General features: G+C 39.0%; 22 protein-coding genes. 9 read left to right on the top strand and 13 right to left on the bottom strand.

From position 1 onward, the window contains the following. Positions 1-1,119, bottom strand: a complete 1,119-nt coding sequence (mnmA, locus tag J3U37_RS09740; RefSeq protein ID WP_267336323.1) for a tRNA 2-thiouridine(34) synthase MnmA — start codon at positions 1,117-1,119, stop codon at positions 1-3. 245 nt (positions 1,120-1,364) lie between these two features. Further along, complete coding sequence (locus J3U37_RS09745; RefSeq protein WP_220217550.1) at positions 1,365-2,051, bottom strand: LexA family transcriptional regulator; 687 nt, start codon at positions 2,049-2,051, stop codon at positions 1,365-1,367. A gap of 156 nt (positions 2,052-2,207) precedes the next feature. On the opposite strand from J3U37_RS09745, the gene J3U37_RS09750 reads away from it, so the two are divergent. Continuing rightward, positions 2,208-2,435, top strand: coding sequence for a helix-turn-helix domain-containing protein (locus J3U37_RS09750; RefSeq protein WP_220217549.1), 228 nt, complete (start codon positions 2,208-2,210; stop codon positions 2,433-2,435). Between the two features lie 94 nt (positions 2,436-2,529). On the opposite strand, the gene tpiA is transcribed toward J3U37_RS09750, so the two are convergent. Then, entirely contained in the window at positions 2,530-3,294 is a 765-nt protein-coding gene (gene tpiA, locus J3U37_RS09755; protein WP_267329069.1) for a triose-phosphate isomerase, read from the bottom strand. A gap of 100 nt (positions 3,295-3,394) precedes the next feature. Between tpiA and zapB the strand changes: the two genes are divergently transcribed. The 4 genes from zapB to J3U37_RS09775 all read left to right on the top strand — a co-directional run bounded on the left by zapB (position 3,395) and on the right by J3U37_RS09775 (position 6,859). Further along, on the top strand, positions 3,395-3,640 hold the full coding sequence (zapB, locus tag J3U37_RS09760) for a cell division protein ZapB (protein WP_220217547.1): 246 nt from the start codon (positions 3,395-3,397) through the stop codon (positions 3,638-3,640). 76 nt (positions 3,641-3,716) lie between these two features. After that, positions 3,717-5,015 (top strand): DUF2868 domain-containing protein, encoded by a 1,299-nt coding sequence (locus tag J3U37_RS09765; RefSeq protein WP_267374639.1) that lies wholly within the window; start codon positions 3,717-3,719, stop codon positions 5,013-5,015. A 4-nt stretch (positions 5,016-5,019) separates the two neighbouring features. Further along, positions 5,020-6,378 (top strand): DUF3482 domain-containing protein, encoded by a 1,359-nt coding sequence (locus J3U37_RS09770; RefSeq protein WP_220217545.1) that lies wholly within the window; start codon positions 5,020-5,022, stop codon positions 6,376-6,378. Between the two features lies 1 nt (position 6,379). Next, positions 6,380-6,859: a C40 family peptidase gene (locus J3U37_RS09775; RefSeq protein ID WP_220217544.1), complete on the top strand. Its 480-nt coding sequence runs from the start codon at positions 6,380-6,382 to the stop codon at positions 6,857-6,859. Positions 6,860-7,193: 334 nt separating this feature from the next. On the opposite strand, the gene nifJ is transcribed toward J3U37_RS09775, so the two are convergent. The 7 genes from nifJ to rsmE form a co-directional block, all read right to left on the bottom strand. Then, positions 7,194-10,736 (bottom strand): pyruvate:ferredoxin (flavodoxin) oxidoreductase, encoded by a 3,543-nt coding sequence (gene nifJ, locus J3U37_RS09780; RefSeq protein ID WP_267374641.1) that lies wholly within the window; start codon positions 10,734-10,736, stop codon positions 7,194-7,196. 334 nt (positions 10,737-11,070) lie between these two features. Further along, positions 11,071-12,108, bottom strand: a complete 1,038-nt coding sequence (purM, locus tag J3U37_RS09785; RefSeq protein WP_267374643.1) for a phosphoribosylformylglycinamidine cyclo-ligase — start codon at positions 12,106-12,108, stop codon at positions 11,071-11,073. Positions 12,109-12,208: 100 nt separating this feature from the next. Beyond that, positions 12,209-12,619 carry a Holliday junction resolvase RuvX gene (gene ruvX, locus J3U37_RS09790; RefSeq protein ID WP_267329074.1) on the bottom strand — a complete coding sequence of 137 codons (411 nt, stop codon included), beginning with the start codon at positions 12,617-12,619 and terminating at the stop codon, positions 12,209-12,211. Positions 12,620-12,622: 3 nt separating this feature from the next. Continuing rightward, on the bottom strand, positions 12,623-13,180 hold the full coding sequence (locus tag J3U37_RS09795; protein WP_267374646.1) for a YqgE/AlgH family protein: 558 nt from the start codon (positions 13,178-13,180) through the stop codon (positions 12,623-12,625). Positions 13,181-13,200: 20 nt separating this feature from the next. After that, positions 13,201-13,653 carry a GNAT family N-acetyltransferase gene (locus J3U37_RS09800; RefSeq protein ID WP_267329075.1) on the bottom strand — a complete coding sequence of 151 codons (453 nt, stop codon included), beginning with the start codon at positions 13,651-13,653 and terminating at the stop codon, positions 13,201-13,203. A 3-nt stretch (positions 13,654-13,656) separates the two neighbouring features. Then, a complete protein-coding gene (gene gshB, locus J3U37_RS09805; protein WP_267329076.1) occupies positions 13,657-14,613 on the bottom strand; it encodes a glutathione synthase in 957 nt (318 codons plus the stop codon). 203 nt (positions 14,614-14,816) lie between these two features. Further along, positions 14,817-15,542, bottom strand: a complete 726-nt coding sequence (rsmE, locus tag J3U37_RS09810; protein WP_267374648.1) for a 16S rRNA (uracil(1498)-N(3))-methyltransferase — start codon at positions 15,540-15,542, stop codon at positions 14,817-14,819. A gap of 96 nt (positions 15,543-15,638) precedes the next feature. Here rsmE and folB point away from each other — a divergent pair, with 96 nt between their 5' ends. Genes folB through J3U37_RS09830 form a run of 4 tightly spaced genes read left to right on the top strand, consistent with a single transcriptional unit; the run spans position 15,639 to position 17,726 of the window. After that, positions 15,639-16,007, top strand: a complete 369-nt coding sequence (folB, locus tag J3U37_RS09815) for a dihydroneopterin aldolase (protein ID WP_267374650.1) — start codon at positions 15,639-15,641, stop codon at positions 16,005-16,007. 30 nt (positions 16,008-16,037) lie between these two features. Continuing rightward, positions 16,038-17,030 carry an MBL fold metallo-hydrolase gene (locus J3U37_RS09820; RefSeq protein ID WP_267374652.1) on the top strand — a complete coding sequence of 331 codons (993 nt, stop codon included), beginning with the start codon at positions 16,038-16,040 and terminating at the stop codon, positions 17,028-17,030. A 59-nt stretch (positions 17,031-17,089) separates the two neighbouring features. Then, positions 17,090-17,296 carry a hypothetical protein gene (locus J3U37_RS09825; RefSeq protein WP_220217534.1) on the top strand — a complete coding sequence of 69 codons (207 nt, stop codon included), beginning with the start codon at positions 17,090-17,092 and terminating at the stop codon, positions 17,294-17,296. 1 nt (position 17,297) lies between these two features. Continuing rightward, positions 17,298-17,726 (top strand): EamA family transporter, encoded by a 429-nt coding sequence (locus tag J3U37_RS09830; RefSeq protein WP_220217533.1) that lies wholly within the window; start codon positions 17,298-17,300, stop codon positions 17,724-17,726. Here J3U37_RS09830 and moeA read toward each other — a convergent pair. From moeA to rsmI, 3 genes are all read right to left on the bottom strand, one after another. Continuing rightward, positions 17,718-18,944 carry a molybdopterin molybdotransferase MoeA gene (gene moeA / locus J3U37_RS09835; RefSeq protein WP_267374654.1) on the bottom strand — a complete coding sequence of 409 codons (1,227 nt, stop codon included), beginning with the start codon at positions 18,942-18,944 and terminating at the stop codon, positions 17,718-17,720. The genes J3U37_RS09830 and moeA overlap by 9 nt on opposite strands. A gap of 156 nt (positions 18,945-19,100) precedes the next feature. Next, positions 19,101-20,192 carry a redox-regulated ATPase YchF gene (gene ychF, locus J3U37_RS09840; RefSeq protein WP_220217531.1) on the bottom strand — a complete coding sequence of 364 codons (1,092 nt, stop codon included), beginning with the start codon at positions 20,190-20,192 and terminating at the stop codon, positions 19,101-19,103. Positions 20,193-20,332: 140 nt separating this feature from the next. Next, on the bottom strand, positions 20,333-21,166 hold the full coding sequence (rsmI, locus tag J3U37_RS09845; RefSeq protein WP_267374656.1) for a 16S rRNA (cytidine(1402)-2'-O)-methyltransferase: 834 nt from the start codon (positions 21,164-21,166) through the stop codon (positions 20,333-20,335). Positions 21,167-21,420 lie beyond the last annotated feature (254 nt).

Raw genomic sequence — 21,420 nt, forward strand, 5'->3', positions numbered from 1 at the left:
CTAACACTCCTTACTACTGACTATTCTTTGCTCGATAATGCCACCGCCAAGGCAGACTTCTCCTTGATAAAACACCGCTGATTGTCCGGGTGTGACCGCTGCAACTGGTTGATCAAATAACACTTCTATAGTGTCTTCGCCTAATGGGGTGACTTGACAAGCAATATCTTGCTGGCGGTAACGTGTTTTTACGGTGCAACGAAACGGTTGGGTAACCACTTGTCGATCAACCCAATGTAATTGCTGAGCTATCAAGCCGTCGGAAAATAGAGCAGGGTGATTGTGACCTTGCGCAACGATAAGTTCGTTATTTTCGATATCTTTATCGACCACATACCATGGAGTATCATCGGCTTGTTTTAGCCCACCGATACCCAGCCCTTTTCGTTGTCCTAAGGTGTGATACATAAGCCCTTGATGCTTACCAATCACTTCGCCGTCAACGGTGCGAATAACGCCTGATTGAGCCGGTAAATAGCGTGCTAAAAAGTCACTAAATTTTCGCTCACCAATAAAACAGATACCGGTAGAATCTTTTTTTGCTGCTGTTGCTAATCCTAACTGCTTAGCGATTTCTCGCACTTGCGGTTTTTCCAGTTCTCCTACCGGGAATAAACTTTGACGAACTTGATCTTTACTAAGTGTATATAAAAAATAACTTTGATCTTTGTTGTTGTCGATTCCTCGTAACAATTGAACTTGATCACCGTTTTCCCGTTTGCGAACATAGTGCCCGGTTGCAATATAATCGGCGCCAAGATCTTCGGCCGCATATTCCAGAAAGGCTTTAAATTTAATCTCTTTGTTACACAAAATGTCGGGGTTTGGTGTTCGACCCGCTTTATATTCTGATAAAAAATGTTCAAACACATTATCCCAATACTCGGCAGCAAAGTTGATAGTGTGTAATTTTATGTTCAATTTATCGCAAACAGCTTGAGCATCGGCTAAATCAACCGCTGCTGAGCAATATTCTTCCGTGTCGTCTTCTTCCCAGTTTTTCATAAATAATCCAACAACATCATATCCCTGTTGTTGTAATAGATATGCTGAGACCGATGAATCGACGCCACCAGACATGCCGACCACGACTTTTTTTCGAGAATTTATATTAGACATAATAACAAAATTAATAGGCAAAAAATTTTGCTAAATTTTATCATAATTACGGTAAAAAGTATAAAGTTATGCTGGTAGTGGTTTATCCAGTGTCAAATTTTTATACTCAAACCTTTGATAAATCAGCGCAATCTTAGCCAAATTTCAATCGTTAGAGTTCGCATAAAAAAACGAAAATCAGTCAAACCAACAATTGCCATGTATTTTATCAATCAAATTGTTGGTTTGTGTTAATGCGTTTTGTACTAAATTAAATCTTTTAACAAGTACACGACATGACCAACAATTTCATACTCTTTCGATTTATATTTATTACCAACAATCGTTGGATATTTAGGATTATCATGTATAAATACTAAATTCGAACCATGATTTTGAATTCGTTTGATACTAATCTGATCTTCATACTGTATCGCATAAAGATAACCGTCAATTGGTTTACAGTTTGCTTGATTAACAATCAAAATATCATGATTAGATATCGTTGGCTCCATACTATCGCCTTTCGCCCAAACGGCGGTAAGGTCTTCTATATTACATCCTTGTCGCTTAATTAAGCTTATATCAAATGGGATTGATTCGATATGTGAGAAAGCGCTACTACTTTCATTTAAGTGGTGCAGAGGTATATGAACTGAGTTACGACCTTTACTTTCTGGCACTAAGCGACATTCGCCTTTACCGGTGGCTAACCATTCTATAGGAACATCACATTTCACAGCAATGATTGCTAATCGATTTAAAGAGGGATATGTTTTTCCGCATAAATAATCTCTTATTACTGCTTCTGACATGCCGACTTTTTTAGCGAAAGCGTTGCCGGATAAACCTTCTAAAACAAGCATTAATCTATTTTTAAAGTTAATTACTCCTGTATTAGTTAGAGCTCGTGTTTTTTCCTGTTCGTCTTGTGTTTTTAATTTGTTTTCCATTGTTTTTCATTCCGTTTTCTGTTGCTTTTTTTATTTTTATTGTTTTAATTCGTTTTTTTATGTGTTATTCTTTGTTGGTAACTTATTAACAATTTGATATTGTAATACCGATAATCTCTACAATAGCAAAAAAATTAACCAATAGAGGATCTCATAATGAGAGAACAAGATCAAGACTGGTCACCATCAAGAGTCGTTGGTGAAATCAAAATTAGAGGTGGAAATTTAAGAGCTTTATCACGTTCAAGTGGTTTACAAGCCGATACATTAAGAAATGCGTTATACCGCCATTGCCCTAAGTATGAACGGATTATTGCGGATTATTTACAAGTGCCAGTTGAGAAAATTTGGCCAACAAGATATGAAAACAAAAGAAAAAAATAATTTTTTTGATTTAAATAAAAAAAGACACAATTTAAGTGTCTTTTTTTTTAAATATCGTTTTATCGATAAAAATTTGCAGATAAAACTTTATTGACTACTTTTTAGCTTGTTCAGCGGCCTTAACAATCACTGCAAAAGCATCGGCTTTTAATGATGCTCCACCAACTAACGCACCGTCGATGTCTGGTTGAGTAAACAGTTCTGCTGCATTTTTATCGTTGACTGAGCCACCATATTGAATAATCACTTGCTCAGCGACTTTGGCATCTTGTTTAGCAATATGATCACGAATGAATTTATGTACAGCTTGTGCTTGCGCAGGAGTGGCTGATTTGCCAGTACCAATTGCCCAAACCGGTTCGTAAGCAATAACTGCACCATTGAACGCTTGAACGCCTAATGCGTTAATCACGGCATCAATTTGACGTGCACAAACTGCTTGAGTTTGACCCGCTTCGTTTTCTGCTTCAGTTTCACCGATACAAAGTACAGGCACTAAACCGGCTTCTTTCAACACGCCAAATTTTTGTGCGATAAATTCGTCTGATTCTTTGTGATAAGTACGACGCTCAGAGTGACCAATAATCACATGCGTAACGCCAACTTCTTTTAACATGGTCGCAGATACTTCACCAGTGTAAGCGCCGGAAAGATGAATACCGACATCTTGCGCACCTAAAATAATATTCGATCCACCTAATTGGTGTTTAACAAAGTCTAAATAGACAACCGGTGGGGCAATTGCAACATCACAATCGACATCAGTCGATAGCTCGTTTCTTAGTCCTTCTACTAAGCTTTTAGCCATTTCGATACTACCATTGAGTTTCCAGTTACCCATAACGAGTGGTTTTCGCATAATTTTCTCCAACTTATATTTTAAAAAGGTGTTGATTTCAGAATGAATTCGTTATAATACTACCTATTATATACCAAATAAATTGAGTTTGAGGAAAAATATGTCATTAGAAATATTGAATCAATTGGAAAGTAAAGTCCAACATACCGTTAATACTATCAATACATTACAACATGAAATTGCGACGTTAAAGCAAGGTAATCAAGAGTTGGAGCAACTGATCAATGATAGTTCTGATGAGATTAAAACCTTACGCGCTGAAAACGAAAAACTTAAGCAAGATCAACAAGTGTGGCAACAACGTATTCAAACTCTGTTAAGTAAAATTGGCGAAATAACACAATAGTTGTTGTGACTTACTCTCGAACGCGACTTATGTCGCGTTTCTTTTATCGATTCATTAAACGTGAAGATCAAATATAATGCGAGATAAACTTGAGTCATTATGGCTGACCGAAACCATTCATTTAATTGAAAGCGAATCCGGGCGATTTGCTGACCAAGATATTAATCGTCAAGTGAGAACGCTACAAACTTCGCCGATTGATCGTATTGTGATGCGTGCAGAAATGTTAGCTAAGCAAAATGGCTTATATACCATTGTAAAACGGCTATTACGTTCGGCTAAAATTTCCTTTTTTTTGTTATTAATTGTTTCGGTTTTTCTAGGCGCATCGCTTGCTTTTAGTGCATTAAGTCAAAATCCTGTCAATCTGTACTGGGCGCTATTTAGTTTGTTGGGTGTGCACTTTATTACTCTGTTTATTTGGCTTTGCTCGTTTTTTTTCCTTTCAAATTTTGGTGGCAGTTTATTAATTCACTGTTGGTTATGGTTAGCCAAAAAGCTTTATCAAAAAAAGACCGTTGAACAGCTTATTCCCGCATTTGTTAAGCTATTTGGTGCTCGCATTCGTTGGCTTATCGGTTTTGTTCTCAACTTGTTTTGGACGGTGATTTTAACCAGTGCTTTATTGCTGCTTTTAGTGCTGTTTTCAACCCAGCATTATAGTTTTGAGTGGAAAACGACCTTATTAAGTTCAAATACCATTATCCATTTAACTCATTATTTAGGCTTCTTACCGTCATTACTCGGATTTGATATTCCAAATGCTGATGTGATTAAAATGAGTGAACACGCTTTAAGTGCCGGTGAAATTCGTTCCGCATGGGCTGTTTGGCTGTTAGGGGTATTTATTGTTTATGGGTTAGCTGTTCGCTTTTTGTGTATGGTTTTTTGTGGTATTAACTGGCTAATAAGTCGCCGTAAAATTGAGCTCGATATGGATGATCCCGATTACCAAATCCTTGCCAATCAACTGCAACCTTTAGATACCCAGATTGAGGATGAAGACCAAAAAGGGCATAGTCAATGGCGCTTGGCAAGTAAGCAAATAGAACAAGGCAATGGTGCATTTTTAGTTGCAGTAGATATTCAAGACAATTGGCATCCGCCGGAAAATGTACACTTTTCAGGTTTTCTTAATACCCGTGATAGTCGCACGCAAATGTTAGATTACCTTCAGTTATCACCGGCTAAAAAATTGTTAATAGCCATTGATACTGACCGATCGCCCGATAGAGGTTTATTAAACTTTATTAATCAATTGATGAATAAGTCACAGCAGTGTCGAATTTGGTTTATTAATCAAGGTAAGCAGTATCATAATTGGCAGTCACTTTCTTTGATGCAGGCGGATCCTGTCTGGTTAACTGAGGATTGATAATATGCTGACAACTTTAAAATTAGCCGTGGTGGGGCATGCAAACGTTGGCAAAACGTCACTATTACGGGCATTAAGTCGCAACAGTCATTTTGGCGATGTTTCCGATAAACCCGGTACAACCCGACATGTAGAATCAATTAAATTACCTTTAGCGCACGATCAATCTATTATTTTTTATGATACACCCGGTTTAGAAGATAGTTTGGCACTTTATGAATATATTAATCAGATAGTGCCGGCTAATGCTAAGCTTGACGGCGTCGACAAATTAACGTTTTTTTTACAAAGCCCGGAGGCAGAAAATCTCTTTAATCAAGAAGCTAAAGTGATTCGACAAGTGTTAAATAGCGATGCGGCGATTTACGTGATAGACGTGCGTGAGCCTATATTAGACAAGTATCATGACGAGCTGGCAATTTTAGCCAATAGCGATAAACCTATTTTAGCAGTGCTTAACTTTACTGCCGAAGAAAAACAAAATGAAAAGGATTGGAAAAGATTGCTCTCTCGAATAGGGATTCATGCTATCATACGCTTTGATGCTATTTTCCCACCACTCGATGGTGAGGAGCGTTTATACCAAAGTTTAGCACTTTTGGTTGAACCAGCAAAAGAGATTTTAAACCATTGGTTAGCTAAGATTGCTCAAATGCGTCAATCTCGTAATCAAACCGCTAATCGGATTATTGCTGAAGCCTTAGTTGATGTGACAGCTTTTTATGAAATGGCTAAAGTTGATGATAAACAAGCCATTACCGATATGCAAAATAAGGTTAGACAACGAGAGCAAACAGCAATCAACCAATTGTTAAAGCTGTATCAATTCGATTCATCGCAAGAGAGTGAAGAGAATTTACCTTTAATCAAAGGTCGTTACAAAGCCGATCTTTTTAATGTTGATGCTTTAAAAACTGTCGGTATGCATTTGACTAAAGGTTTTGTATCAGGTGCTACTATCGGCGCCAGTATTGATTTGGCAACAGGTGGTATTACCTTTGGCTCTGCTGCTTTAATTGGCGGGGCGGTTGGTAGTTTGATGCAAACAGCTAAACATTATGGTGCCAGAATGCGCTATCAGCTTTCTGGATATAGTAAATTAAGCGTCGATGATGTGATTATTTGTTTTCTTTCTTTACGTCTTATACGACTGAAAGAAAGCCTAAATCATCGAAGCCATGCGAATTTATCGCCGATTATGTTGTCTAAATTAGACCAGAGCGAATGGGAAAAAGGACAGTTACCTAAATCTCTTAAGGTAGCAAGACGATATTCACAGTGGTCGACTTTAAACAAGGGAACAAAAAGAAATGATAAGAAGAGACAATCAACAATTAGGAGTGTTGCCGAGCAGCTCTTTTAATTTGAATAAGCGTTTTTTAATCACTGCATTACTTTTTTGCCTTTTTACTTTATTTGGTTGTAGCACTAGTCAAGGGCAAGTGTCGACAAAAAACTCTAAATCTGATCCACAAATGTTGGCTAAAATTGAGTCACACTACAAAAAGTGGAAAAAAACACCTTACCGCTATGGGGGAACAACGTTAGCAGGGAGTGATTGTTCCGGTTTAGTGATGAATTTTTTCAAAAACCGACTTTCTAAAAACTTACCAAGAAGTGCGGCGGAGCAGGCTAAATTGGGCTATAAAGTTACCCAACCAAAAGCAGGGGATTTAGTATTTTTTAAAACAGGACGAAGCCGTAGTGGTTTACATGTCGGTATCTATTATGACAATGGTAAATTCTTACATGCTTCAACTTCCAAAGGGGTTATCTACTCAAATCTGAATGAAGATTATTGGAAAAAACACTATTGGATGACTCGCCGAATAACCGATAAATAAATATTATTTATTTTCGCAAGATTTGTTAAAAGCGCTTTAATTGCTATCAGTTAAAGCGCTTTTTTCTATTCTAACCTAACCATTTGTCAATCAAACCTTCTTAATCATATCTTATCGTTTATCTATTCTGATTTTTTAACCATACTTATTGTTTACCAATAGTTATATTTTGATCATAGTTATCGTTCATCTATATCATCCGAATTGTAGAGCATAGTAACGGCGGTTTTTGCAATCCTATTAGCGTTATAAAACGAAAAGAATAAGCCCTGTACTTACTTTGTTAATTGATAAGTACAGGGCTTATAGATTGTTATTCAGATGTTATCTCATGCTAGCTATCAGCTGGCGTTTCGATATCTGAATAAGTTGCTAACATTTGTAGGAATTTATATTTAGACTCTACCATTTTGGTCGAGCGTTCATGTAAAGTATCAGCAACTTGCGGCTCTAATGTTTCTAAACGACGGAAGCGTTGCTCTTTCAGCAAGATGTTGGTTAATGCTTCACTGTTTGGCGTTTTAGAATCCAACACCAGTCCCGGTTTACCCTCTGCCATGCGGCGAGGATCGTATCGGTAGAGTGTCCAGAAGCCCGATTTGACGAGATCTTTCATTTGTTCGTGTGATTTAGACAGATCATAGCCGTGCTCTTCACAAGGGCTGTAAGCGATAACCAGTGAAGGTCCATTATAAGCTTCGGCTTCTTGTAAGGCTTTTAGTGTTTGGTTGAGTTGTGAACCTAATGCAACTTGTGCCACATACACATGACCATACATCATCACGCTAACACCTAAATCTTTACGCGCTTTATGCTTACCTAAATCAGCAAATTTAGATACCGCTCCCATTGGCGTTGCTTTGGATTGTTGACCACCGGTATTAGAGTAACATTGTGTATCTAACACTAAGATATTCACATTTTCAGTTAAGCTCATCACATGGTCAAGCCCACCAAATCCGATATCATATGCCCAACCGTCGCCACCAATTGCCCAGACTGATTTGTCGATTAAATAATCGGCGTTTTGTATCAGCTCTTTTGCTTCATTGGATTCGATATGGGCAAGTTGTTCTCGTAATATCTTAACTTGCTGACGTTTTTCGTCAATTGAGGTTTCGGCTGATTGTAGCGCTAAGACAATTTCAGGTGATATTTCGCCAGCGACATGTTCTAACAAACGCAAACTGCGTTTTTTGTGTTGATCGTAGCTAATACGATAGCCTAAAGCAAATTCAGCGTTATCTTCAAACAATGAGTTTGCCCAAGCCGGACCTCGTCCATTACGATCGGTGGTATACGGGGAAGCCGGTAAGTTACCGCCGTAGATAGATGAACAACCCGTTGCATTAGCGATTGCCAGATGATCACCGTACAGCTGAGTTAATAGTTTAATGTAAGGCGTCTCACCACAGCCAGCACAAGCGCCGGAATATTCAAATAGTGGCGTAAGCAGTTGCGAAGTTCGAATATCGATCCGTTCGAGTGTTTTAATTTCACGATCAGGTAACGCGGTAAAGTAATTATAGTTAGTACGCTGGGTTTGTAGGTTATCGATTCGTGATTGCATGTTAATTGCTTTTATCTCGAAGTTATTTCTGTCTCTTGCCGGGCAAACCTCAACACATAAGTTACAGCCTGTGCAGTCTTCCGGAGCGACTTGCAATACATAGCGTTGTCCTTTCATATCTCTTGCTTTAACTTCAAGTGACTGTAAGGTGTCAGGTGCATTTAACATCTCATCGGGTTGAACAACTTTGGCACGGATTGCCGCATGCGGACAGGCAACAGCACAATGGTTACATTGGGTACAAAGTTCCGGTTGCCAAATTGGGATTGCTTCGGCAATATTGCGTTTTTCCCATTTTGTTGTGCCAACCGGCCAAGTGCCGTCAGGCGGAAATGCCGATACCGGTAAAGTGTCCCCTAAGCCAGCTAACATTGCTGCTGTGACCGTTTTAACAAAATCAGGTGCATTATCCGGTACGACCGGTGGCATTGATTGACTGCTTTGATCGACACAACTTAATGGAATTTGTTCAAGCGAAGCAATGGCTAAATCAAGCGCTTTCCAGTTGTTTTCGACTAAATCTTGTCCTTTGCTACTGTAGCTTTTTGCTATCACCTCTTTTAATTGAGCAATGCTAAAATCATTTTTGAAGATTTCAGACAGGTGAAAGAAGGCCGCTTGCATTACAGTATTAATTCTGGCACCTAAGTTGCATTCGCGAGCAATTTTTGCCGCATTAACGATATAAAAGTGTGCCCGTTTTTTAATTAATTGTACTTGTACCTCTTTGGGTAAGCGGTGCCAAACTTCCTCTTTACTGTAAGGGGTGTTAAGTAAGAAGATACCGTCATCTTTTAATTTATCAACGATCTGATATTTGTCGATAAACTGATCTTGATGACAGCCAATAAAGTGAGCACTGGTGATTAAGTAAGGCGAATCAATCGGTTCTAAACTGACTCGCAAATGCGAGGTTGTTAATCCGCCAGCCTTTTTAGAGTCATATACAAAGTAACCTTGAACATAAAACGGTGAACTATCGCCAATAATTTTAATATTATTTTTGGTAGCCGAAACCGTGCCGTCACTACCGAGTCCATAAAATAGCGCTTCAAGTGCCGATTTTTGGGCAATGGATTCTGTCGGTAATGGTAAAGATAAGCCGGTGATATCATCATAAATACCCACGGTAAAACGTGGTTTTGGGTTGTCCGATACTAGTTCAGCAAAAATAGACAATACACAACGTGGATCAAACTCTTTTGAGGATAAACCATAACGTCCGCCGATAATTTTCGGTAGTGTTTGCCGTTCTCCTTGAGAAAAACTTTCAGCAAAGGTCGTCATAATATCTAAATAGAGTGGTTCGGCTTGTGCTCCCGGCTCTTTGGTGCGATCTAATACCGCAATTTTTTGTACCGTTTCGGGGATAACTGCCAGTAGATGTTTAGCTGAAAAAGGGCGGAACAATCTAACAATCACAACCCCAACTTTTTCGTTATTTTGCAACAGATGATCGACTACTTCTTTTGTGGTGCTGGCACCGGAGCCCATAATCACGATAATACGTTCAGCATCGTTTGCGCCGTAGTATTCAAAAGGTTGATACTTGCGGCCGGTTTGTTTTGCAAAAGCCTGCATCGCATCAACAACATGTTGATAAGTTTGATGATAATAAGGATTAACCGCCTCTCGACATTGAAAGAAGGTATCGGGATTAGCCGATGTGCCTCGGGTAATCGGTTTATCAGGCGTTAAGGCACGAGCACGAAATGCGTCAATGGCATCAGTTGGTAATAATTGGCGGATATCATCATCGCTAATAGGGTGAATTTTATTCACTTCATGAGAAGTTCGAAAGCCGTCAAAAAAGTGTACAAACGGTACACGACTGTTTAAGGTGGCAATTTGTGAAATTAACGCCATATCCTGCGCTTCTTGAACAGAGCTTGAGCAGAGCATAGCAAAACCAGTTTGTCGCATTGCCATGACATCGGAGTGATCACCAAATATTGATAAAGCATGCGTGGCAATGCTACGTGCTGCCACATGCAGCACAAATGGTGTGAGTTCCCCGGCTATTTTGTATAGCGAAGGAATCATTAATAATAAACCTTGTGATGAGGTGAAAGATGTCGATAATGCACCGGTCATTAACGCACCGTGCACGGTCGAAATTGCGCCCGCTTCAGATTGCATTTCAACCACTTTAGGGATATCACCAAATACGTTTGGTTTATCAAATTCTGCCCATGTGCTAGCTTGCTCAGCCATAGATGAGCTAGGGGTTATTGGATAAATGGCAATGACTTCGTTTGCCCGATAAGCGACGGATGATACCGCACTATTAGCATCTGATATGATCATTAAAAAACCTTGTGTTTTATAGTGTTACGACATTACTTAGTTATTATAATTTTTCGCTATTGTACCAGAAAGTAAGATAGCTTTTAGTTATTTTTATGTTAAATTTTTTGGATAACTTGTTGAATTTGCCTATTACAAAAAGCGTATGAGTTAGGATCAGGAAGCAAATGGCTATTACTAAAAAGATTGCTTGTTTGTTGAGTATTTTGCTTGTTATCGCTGCTGATTTATTGGCGTTGTATAATTAATAAGCCAACTGTTTTTGACACTTGTTAATGACATGGTTCAATATTACTCAATCTTTGAGAGATTGAATAATATTGAATGAATAAAACTACTTGATAACAACTCGTTGGCTATCGGATGATTGGATAATCTCGCCTATCACCCACGCTTTTTCGCCGTGGCTGCTGAGTATATTAATTGCTTTTTCAGCAAGCTGTTTCGGTAAAGCGATGATTAAACCAACGCCACAATTAAAGGTACGATACATTTCGTGGCGCTCAACATTACCGGTTTTTTGAAGCCAATTAAATACGCTTGGCCATTGCCAACTACTTTCATCGATGACTGCTTGGGTGTTATCCGGTAATACTCGTGGGATGTTTTCCCAAAAACCACCACCGGTAATATGGGCAATGGCGTGGACATCGATTTGTGCGATTAAATCCAACACCGATTTTACATAGATTTTAGTTGGGGCTAATAGATGATCGGCAAGCGGCTTGCCGTCGAGTTGTTCAGTCGCCGGATTGACACCACTGACTTGTAGAATTTTACGAATCAAAGAGTAGCCATTAGAGTGGGCGCCCGAAGAGGCGAGGGCGATGAGAGCATCACCGTGTTGTACTTTGCTTCCGTCAATCATTTCGGCTTTTTCAACGACGCCGACACAAAAACCGGCTAAATCATAATCATTGCCATGATACATACCGGGCATTTCAGCCGTTTCACCACCAACTAGCGCACAGCCCGACTGTTTACAGCCTTCGGCTATACCTGTTACAACCGTTGTTGCCACATCGACATTAAGTTTACCTGTTGCATAATAGTCTAAGAAGAATAGCGGCTCAGCGCCTTGAACAATCAAATCATTAACACACATTGCCACCAAATCGATACCAATTGATTCATGACGGTTTAAATCCATTGCAAGACGTAATTTGGTGCCGACGCCGTCAGTACCGGACACTAAAATCGGCTCTTTATATTTTTGTGGAATGGCGCAAAGAGCGCCAAAACCACCCAGACCGCCCATAACTTCAGGCCGTTTGGTCTCTTTTACGACAGATTTAATGCGATTAACCAATTCATTACCGGCATCGATATCGACGCCGGCATCTTTATAACTTAAAGTATTGTTGTTTGACACGGGGAGCAATCCTTACAATAGAAAAATTGGTCATTATTTTAGCAAGGAAGATATTGATTAGCGAACAAATATTTGTAAAATAACTTTTTAATTCTTAGGATTAATTGTTGTCAAACCAACTTTCTAAAATAATGATTGCCGAAGTGGCATCGACTCGACCTTTCTCCAGCGCTCTATATCCACCGGAAGCAAAAATATGCGATTTGGCTTCGACTGTTGATAATCGTTCATCTTGCAAATGAACTTGATAACCAAACATGCCATGTAGTCGGTTAGCAAATTTACGAGCACGGGCAGTTAAGGGTTGTTCTGTTCCGTCCATGTTAAGCGGTAGCCCGACAACTAAATAATCGGGTTTCCACTCATTTAATAATTTTTCGATAGCTTGCCAATTGGGGATACCGTCCCGTGCTTTAAAAGCACAAAGAGGACTGGCTGTTTTAGTCACATCTTGACCAATAGCGGCGCCAATGCTCGCCGTTCCGAAATCAAATGCAATAATGGTTGCCATTGGTTAAGCATTTCCCATTAGGTGTGAAATCGTATTAATATTAACACCTAATGATTCTGCCGCTTTTTGCCAGCGATCGTCGATCGCTACTTCAAAAATAATTTGCGGATCAGCTTTGGTGACCAGCCAATCATTACAGGCGACTTCATCTTCCAGTTGTAAAGAGCGCCAACTTGAATAACCCAATGTTAGCAGGAGATCTTTAGGTTGTTCAGGCGAGCCAATCGATTTTAGTGCATCAAGCGAGGTGGTGATCATCACATCATCAGAAATTTGAATACTTGATGCAAACCCTTTTTGTGGGGTATGCAAAATAAATCCTTGCTCTTCTGCAAGTGGTCCGCCGCAAAAAACCGGATGCTCTAACTCAGCACAATTTTTGCTTGCGGTGATTTCTAAACGTGACAAGACTGTTTCAACGTTCAGATCTAAAATAGGTTTGTTAATAATAATACCCATGGCACCATCACGGTTATGCTCACAGATATAGACAACTGAACGACTGAAAAACGAGTCTTCAATCGTTGGCATGGCGATAATAAAATGATTTTTTAAGTTCATATGCTCACATTTTTTTTAGTTTATAAGGCGCATTGACCAATTTTAACTTTGTGCTCAACCACACAGCGCATTAATAATTCAGCTTCTTGGGTTTCTTCATTGAGAGATTTTGAAACAATTTCAAAATTTTGCGCTAGATAAAAATCAATAGCGGCTGTGTTTTTTTCATAGACGTGAACCAGTAATTCATTAAAACGTTGCTTTGCTTTATTCACTAGCGCTTTTCCTGTGCCTTGTCGTTGATAAGCCTGCTCAACAAATAGGCCAGAAATATAGTTTTCGGTAAGCCCAATAAATCCTTTTACACCATTAAGGTCTTGCACATAGACCGTTGACATCGGGATGAGCATTTTAACTAATTGGAAATTTTGTTTAAAAAATTCAGGATCGATAAAATCATGTGCTTGTAGATTTCCTTCAAGCCATATTGACATTACTTTATCTAAATCGGTACTTTGGAATTCTCTTATCATTTTTTAACTCTTTTTATTTAAACGGTGTTCGATTGCATCCATTAACATTCCGGTAATTGAAAGACCGGGATTTGCCGCTTCAATTTCGCGAACACAAGTTGGGCTGGTGACATTGATTTCAGTTAATTTATCACCAATAATATCAAGCCCTACAAATAGTAGGCCTTTTTGTTTTAATGTTGGCGCAACACTGCGGGCAATATGCCAATCGCTCTCACTTAATGCTCTAACTTCGCCATGTCCACCAGCGGCAAGATTACCCCGGGTTTCGCCTTTTTGTGGAATGCGAGCCAAACAATAAGGCACCGGTTCACCGTCAACAACTAATACACGTTTATCACCGTCTTTTATTGCGGGTATAAAGTTTTGTGCCATACAGTAACGGCTGTTGTGTTCAGTTAAGGTTTCAATGATCACCGACACATTAGGATCATCTTGTTTAATACGAAAAATGGAAGATCCCCCCATACCGTCGAGCGGTTTTAGGATGATATCGCCATGCTGTTGGTGGAATTCCTTGATCTGTTTGGTTTGACGAGTCACCAGCGTTTCCGGTGTAAATTGAGCAAACCAAGCTGTAAAGAGCTTTTCATTGCAATCACGTAAACTTTGTGGCTTATTGACCACCAGTACGCCTTTGTCTTCTGCTCGTTCTAAAATATAGGTTGCATAGATAAACTCAGTATCAAAAGGTGGATCTTTTCGCATTAAAATAACATCAAGTTCACTAAGTGCGATTGTTTGTTCATCACTGGTATCAAACCAATGTTCGTCATTATTGTAGACAGTTAATTTGCGTGTTGTTGCACAAGCTTCACCATTGCGTAAAAAAAGATCATTCATCTCCATATAAAAAATTTGGTAATCTCGTTTTTGTGCCTCAAGTAACATGGCAAAACTGGTATCTTTTTTAATTTTGATATGACTAATACGATCCATAACAATACCAAGCTTAATCATGGTCTCTCCTTACTGATTTTTTTGTTTTTTACTGAAATTATGGTGGTGACTTGTACTATCTTGTTCTTGCGTTTAGATTTGACTGAAACATTAGGATAGATAGTGGTTTATCACTATTTATAAAGTGTGATATCCACTATCATACCTGTTACAGATTAAGATGCAAATATTAAACATCTATTATCTTGTCTATTTAGCTTAAATTACCCTAAATCACCAAAACGGACTTGTAAGGCGGTAATTGCGGTAAGGGCGGCGGTTTCGGTACGTAATACACGAGGTCCGAGTAAGATATCGGTGAATTGATGTTGATGAGTCATGTCAATTTCTTCATCTGAAAGCCCGCCTTCAGGCCCAATGAGTAAGTTAATGGTTTTATTATCGCACGGTAATTGGTTTATTGTTTGCTGAGCTTTAGGATGAAGGTTGAGTTTTAAGCCTTCGGTTAAACTTCCGCACCAATGGGATAATTTCATAACTGGTTTGATTTCCGGGATGATGTTTCGCCCGCACTGTTCACAGGCTGAGATAACAATTTTTTGCCATTGCTGAACTTTTTTTTCAAGTCTGTCTTGATCGAGCTTTACGCCACATCGTTCTGAAAGTAGCGGGGTAATGGTGTTAACCCCAAGTTCAACCGATTTTTGGATAGTAAATTCCATTTTCTCACCACGGGATATGACTTGCCCGAGATGAATATTTAATGGCGATTCTCGATTATCCAACACGGTGCTGGCCGTTTTGACCGTCACGGTTTTTTTGGTGATTTCGCTAATCGTTGCCGGGGTTATCTGATTAGAGCCGTCAAACAAGATAATATTTTCACCGACTTTCATTCTTAGAACACGGATCAAGTGATTAAAGGCATTATCATCAAGGGTAATAGAGCTGTTTTGAACAATGGTATAGGGCTGAAAAATTCGAGTCATAGTTGTGAATAATTTGCTTAATTTAAAATAAATTATAGCGTAATTTAATAAGATTCGGTAATCTCTATTCAATACTAATTAGTCAGTGGAATAAGTATGAATACAAATTGTAAAGATCGAGTGTTAATTGAAGAATTAACGCTATTTACCACTATCGGTGTTTATCAATGGGAGAAGACCATTAAACAAAAGTTAATTCTCGACCTTGAAATGGCTTGGGACAATCAGCCGGCAGGCAAAACTGATGATGTGTCACTGTGTTTGGACTATTTTGCGGTTAGCCAAACAATTACCACCTTTATTCAGTCAAACCAATTTGAGCTAATCGAGTGTGTTGCTGAGCGTATTGCGGAACTGGTGATAGAAAAATTTGGTGTGAATTGGTTAAAAATTAAAGTTTCAAAACCCGATGCCGTTGCAAATGCGGGTAATGTAGCTGTTGTGATCGAGCGCACAGCCAATTGATTGACTAATTAAGAGCAAAATAATCTGATCATGAACAAAAAAACACCGTCGATTGCCAATCATCATAAGGGCAAGGGCTTTGAAAATCAGGAACCGTTTAAAATTAAATTAGTCGATACGTGGCGTTGGCGTCGTCAGCGCAAGGTGTTACCGCCTAAAGGGGGATATCAAGTATTTAATCAAACTTGGTGTGAACCGATTGATGTGACGTTAACGGATGATCGAGTTTGGTGGATAGGTCACTCAACTACCCTAATTCAACTTGACGGTAAAAGGATTTTAACCGATCCGGTGTTTTCAAAACGCGTCTCTCCCTCCCAGTTTATCGGCCCTAAGCGCCGTACCTTGCCGGCAATCACGGCGGATCAATTGCCAACTATCGATGTAATCGTCATTTCGCATAATCATTATGACCATATGGATTATCATAGCATTCGCCAGCTGTTGGCTCGTTTTCCGAATGTTGTGATGTTAGTTCCTTTAGGTTTAAAAAAGAAATTATCTAAGTGGGGCGCAAAGCAAGTCATCGAATTAGATTGGTGGCAGTCGGTAAACGTGACAGGGTTAACGTTTACGGCAACGCCTGCCAAACATTGGAGTAATCGTGGGCTTTTTGATGTGAACAAAGCATTATGGTGTGGCTGGATGATTCAATCAAATGTGGATGATAAACAACAATGTAAAACTGTCTATTTTATGGGGGATACCGGCTATAGTCCGATTTTAAAACAGATCGGCGAGCATTTTGCACACATCGATTTAGCATTAATCCCGATAGGGGCTTATGCGCCACGTTGGTTTATGCAATCTCAACATATCGATCCCAATCAGGCGATTTTATTGTTTGATCAGCTTCACTGTCAGACCGCAGTAGCTATTCATTGGGGAGCATTTGAATTGGCTGATGAACCGTTAGATGAACCGCCAGCGTTATTAAATGAGTTAAAAGGTGATCGTGCGTTTTATCTTTTAAAAATAGGTGGTAGTCATACTATCAATCGCTTAGGTTATGGATTAAAATAGTTTATCTGTTTACAGCAAATAGACGTTATCTAACCACATTTTTAACAAAGGAGAAAAGGATGAAATCAGCATTACTTGCGTTATCTTGTATCGCTTTGAGTGTCGTTTTAGTTGGTTGTGGTGGTAAAAACGATCAGGGTAAAAAATATCATTGGTCTAAAGCTCATGGCGTTTTGGAAGATTGCCGTGGTGTAATGAATAAATCACAACAGTGCGAAAGCAACTCAAATAATCAGCAATACTTGTTTCAAATAGACAGGTATTAGTATGAGTGCTTGGTTGATATATGCATTGCTTTCGGCAATTTCGGCTGCTTTTGTTGCAATTTTAGGTAAGATAGGCTTACAGCACCTTGATGCAAACACGGCCACTGCAATACGTGCGATTGTGATGGCTGTTTTTTTGGTTGGCGTGGTTATTGTTCAAGGTAAGATAAATCTCATTAATACCTTTTTTAACGATAAAAAAGCATTACTGATTATTGCGTTAAGTGGGATTGCCGGGGCGTTATCCTGGTTGTTCTATTTTATGGCAATCAAAGAAGGTAAAGTTTCACAAGTTGCCCCGATTGATAAACTCAGTGTCGTTTTTGCCGTTGTTTTTGCGGTGATCTTATTTGGCGAAAAGATTTCATTTCTCGCCGGTATCGGCGTTGCTATGATAGCCGCAGGCGCTATTTTAGTGGCACTATTTTAATAGTGCATCAAACAGTGCCACTGTTACCCACTCACCTTGACTGACATTGCCACGCTGCTGTTCAAGTAAAATAAAACAGTTTGCTTGGTTAAATGATTGGGTCAAGTGTGAACCTTGTTGCCCGGTTGAACTTACTTCTAACTCTCCGCTTGAATTGATTTGCAATATGCCACGTTGAAAATCTAATCGACCCACACTTTTTTTAAGATTAGTTGCCGTTTTAACTTTAAAAGTAAGATCATTATTTGTAATTTTTTGGCCACAAAGCGCAAAAATAAGCGGTCTGACTAATTGGTAAAAGGTGACCAGTGTCGAGACCGGATTTCCCGGCAGGCCACAGAAAAGGGCTTTATTAATGTTTCCGAAAGCAAAAGGTTTACCGGGTTTGATTGCCAGTTTCCAAAAATCTACCTGTCCCAGCGCTTCAAGGGCCTGTTTAGTATAATCCGCATCACCCACCGAAACCCCACCACTGGTGATAATTAAATCAGCTTGCTGTGCTGCGCAATCAAGCGCTTGTTTGATTTTGATTGGATCATCGGCAATGATGCCTAAATCGATAATCTCGCAATGTAATTTGCCTAGCAGTAACTTTAGAGTGAAACGGTTACTATCATAAATTGCGCTATGACTGGCTAACGGCTGACCCATTGCAGTAAGCTCATTACCTGTTGAAAACAGTGCAACTTTTAATTTTCTATAAACGATAATTTCACTTAAGCCTAAGGTGGCAAGTGTCGAGAGGGTTGGAATGGTTAATCGTGTACCTTTATCAACAATAATGCTACCTTGTTTAACATCTTCACCGACAAGGCGAATATTATCACCGGATTTTATATCATTTAAAAATCTGATGCCTGTTGTGGATTTTTCAGTATGTTCTTGCATGACAACCGCATCGGCCTGAGCTGGTAACGGTGCGCCAGTCATAATTCGTAAACATGTTCCTTCTGGCCACTGTAAATTGGCGATATCATCACCGGCAAAAATTGTGCCCGCTAAAGGTAGTGTTGTGGACTGAGTTATATCTGATAATCTGACAGCATAACCATCCATTGCAGAATTATTGAAGCTTGGTACGTTCATTGGCGAAACAATTGGCTCAGCCGTAATTCGATCCAGGGCGCTTTCTAAACTCACTTTCTCGCAACTAAGTGGCGAAGTCATAGCAGCGGTTTGAAGAATGGTTTTTGTGGCTTGTTCAAAAGTCAGTAACATTGATGTCCTACCTTAATTAAATTGTCCTTAGGTGATTTTTGTCAAGAAGTTTCAGAAAATTACTACGTTTCAGTATAAAAGAGAGGATAAAGAACTTGGAAACTTAGGTTTAATCGCTTGAAGTTTGCGCCACCTTAAAGCGGCGCAATTTAATTGCTAAACGTTAAATAAAAAGTTCATTATATCGCCGTCTTGTACGACATAGTCTTTGCCTTCTGAACGCATTTTACCGGCCTCTTTTGCGCCTTGTTCACCACCATATTTAATAAAATCATCAAAAGCGATAGTTTGCGCCCGAATAAAACCTTTCTCAAAATCAGTATGAATTTTACCGGCTGCTTGTGGCGCAGTATCACCAACTGAAATTGTCCATGCTCTGACTTCTTTTACGCCAGCTGTAAAATAGGTTTGTAAATTCAATAGGCTATAGCCTGCACGAATTACCCGATTTAATCCCGGTTCGGTTAAGCCTAAATCTTGCATAAACTCATCACGGTCAGCATCGTCAAGCTCTGCTAGCTCAGCTTCAATTGCGGCACAAACTGGCACAACAACCGATTTTTCTTCAGCTGCAATCGCTTTCACTTTTTCTAAAAACGGATTATTTTCAAAACCGTCTTCGTTTACATTGGCAATGTACATGGTTGGTTTTAAGGTTAAAAAGCTTAGGTATTTAATGGCATCAAGCTCTTCTTTACTTAAATCAAGTAGCAAGAGTTTTTTACCTTGCTCTAAATGGGGTAAACATTTCTCTAAAATTTCTAACTCAAATTTGGCATCTTTATCGCCACCTTTTGCCCGTTTTTGTAGACGAGTGATCGCTCGTTCACACGCTTCAAGATCGGATAGCGCAAGTTCAGTATTGATAATTTCAATATCTTCAGCCGGATCAATTTTGCCCGCTACATGGACAATATTTTCATTTTCAAAGCAACGAACTACATGCCCAATGGCTTCGGTTTCACGAATATTGGCTAGGAATTGATTACCTAAGCCTTCGCCTTTTGATGCGCCTTTTACTAAACCTGCAATATCGACAAATTCCATAGTGGTTGGCAATGTGCGCTGTGGTTTGACAATTTCAGCAAGCTGATCTAAACGCGGATCCGGCATTGGCACAACACCTGTATTTGGCTCAATTGTACAAAACGGAAAGTTAGCCGCCTCGATACCTGCTTTGGTTAGTGCATTAAAAAGAGTTGATTTACCAACATTTGGTAATCCGACAATCCCACATTTAAATCCCATACTGTATGTTACCTTTTATCATTAAATATCTTAAAAAATTAAGGGCTAATTATATACTAAATCACGCTAAATGTGCCAATGTTCTTGTTTATGATGAAATCTAATTAAAAATCAATCGTTAAGCTATTTGGTAGGTAGGCTTAATTTGTCTTTTCAAAGGTTAAACCAAGCTGATAAAGTTGATTTTTTTTCAGTCCATAAATTTCAGCCGTTAATGCTGCTGCTTGTTTTAATGGTAAGGATTTAAGTAATAATTTAAGGGTGCTAATAGCTTTGGCATCGATTTCATTATCGGTTTTAGCTTTTCCTTCCACAATTAAAACAAATTCCCCTTTCTGACGTGCTGTATCCGTTTGCAGCCATTGAATCAACTCACTTACTGGATAGCTCACAATAGTTTCCCATGTTTTGGTTAACTCTTTTGCCAACACCACTTGTCTATCTGCACCAAAGATAGTTTGCATATCTTGCAATGTATCGATTAATCGATGTGTCGATTCATAAAAAATCATGGTATGTGGTTGGTCAATGAGACTGGTTAAGTAATCTTGCCGGGCTTTTGCTTTTGCGGGTAAAAAACCTTCATAGCTAAATTTGTCTGAAGGTAATCCTGCTACGCACAGCGCAGCAATAGCAGCGCAAGCACCGGGTATTGGTACAACTTTGATATCATTTTCACGGCACGCTTTCACTAAGTGATAGCCCGGGTCGTTGATTAATGGTGTGCCGGCATCAGATATCAGTGCTATAGACAAGCCGGATTTTAGCTTATCTATCAATTGTTGTGCTCTGTCTTGTTCATTATGGTCATGGAGCGCAAACAGTTTAGCTTTAATGCCAAAATGTTGTAAAAGCAAACCACTATGGCGGGTATCTTCAGCAGCGATAAGATCAACTTTTTTGAGTGTTTCAATTGCTCGAAGTGTGATATCGTCTAAATTTCCAATAGGTGTTGCAACAATATATAAAGTCATTATTTTAAATCACATTAAATTTTCGTAGAAAATACGTTAAAGAGACTGTACGAATGCCTATTTTATTGTATATACTCATGGCTTTCAAAATTAATTCAATTTAAGTCTTTTTTAAAACTTAAAGTAAGATTTTTAATCATTTGTTGTCTGTAACAAATATTCACTTAACAAATGATATAATTATGTTAAATCGTCGCAAAAGCGATGCTTTGTAACTTGCTAAAAAAGTGCGCTATATTAGGTGATAAATAGCT

Origin of the sequence: Gilliamella sp. B3172 (assembly GCF_026536465.1) — a bacterium.
In the GTDB taxonomy this organism is placed as follows: Bacteria; Pseudomonadota; Gammaproteobacteria; order Enterobacterales; family Orbaceae; genus Gilliamella.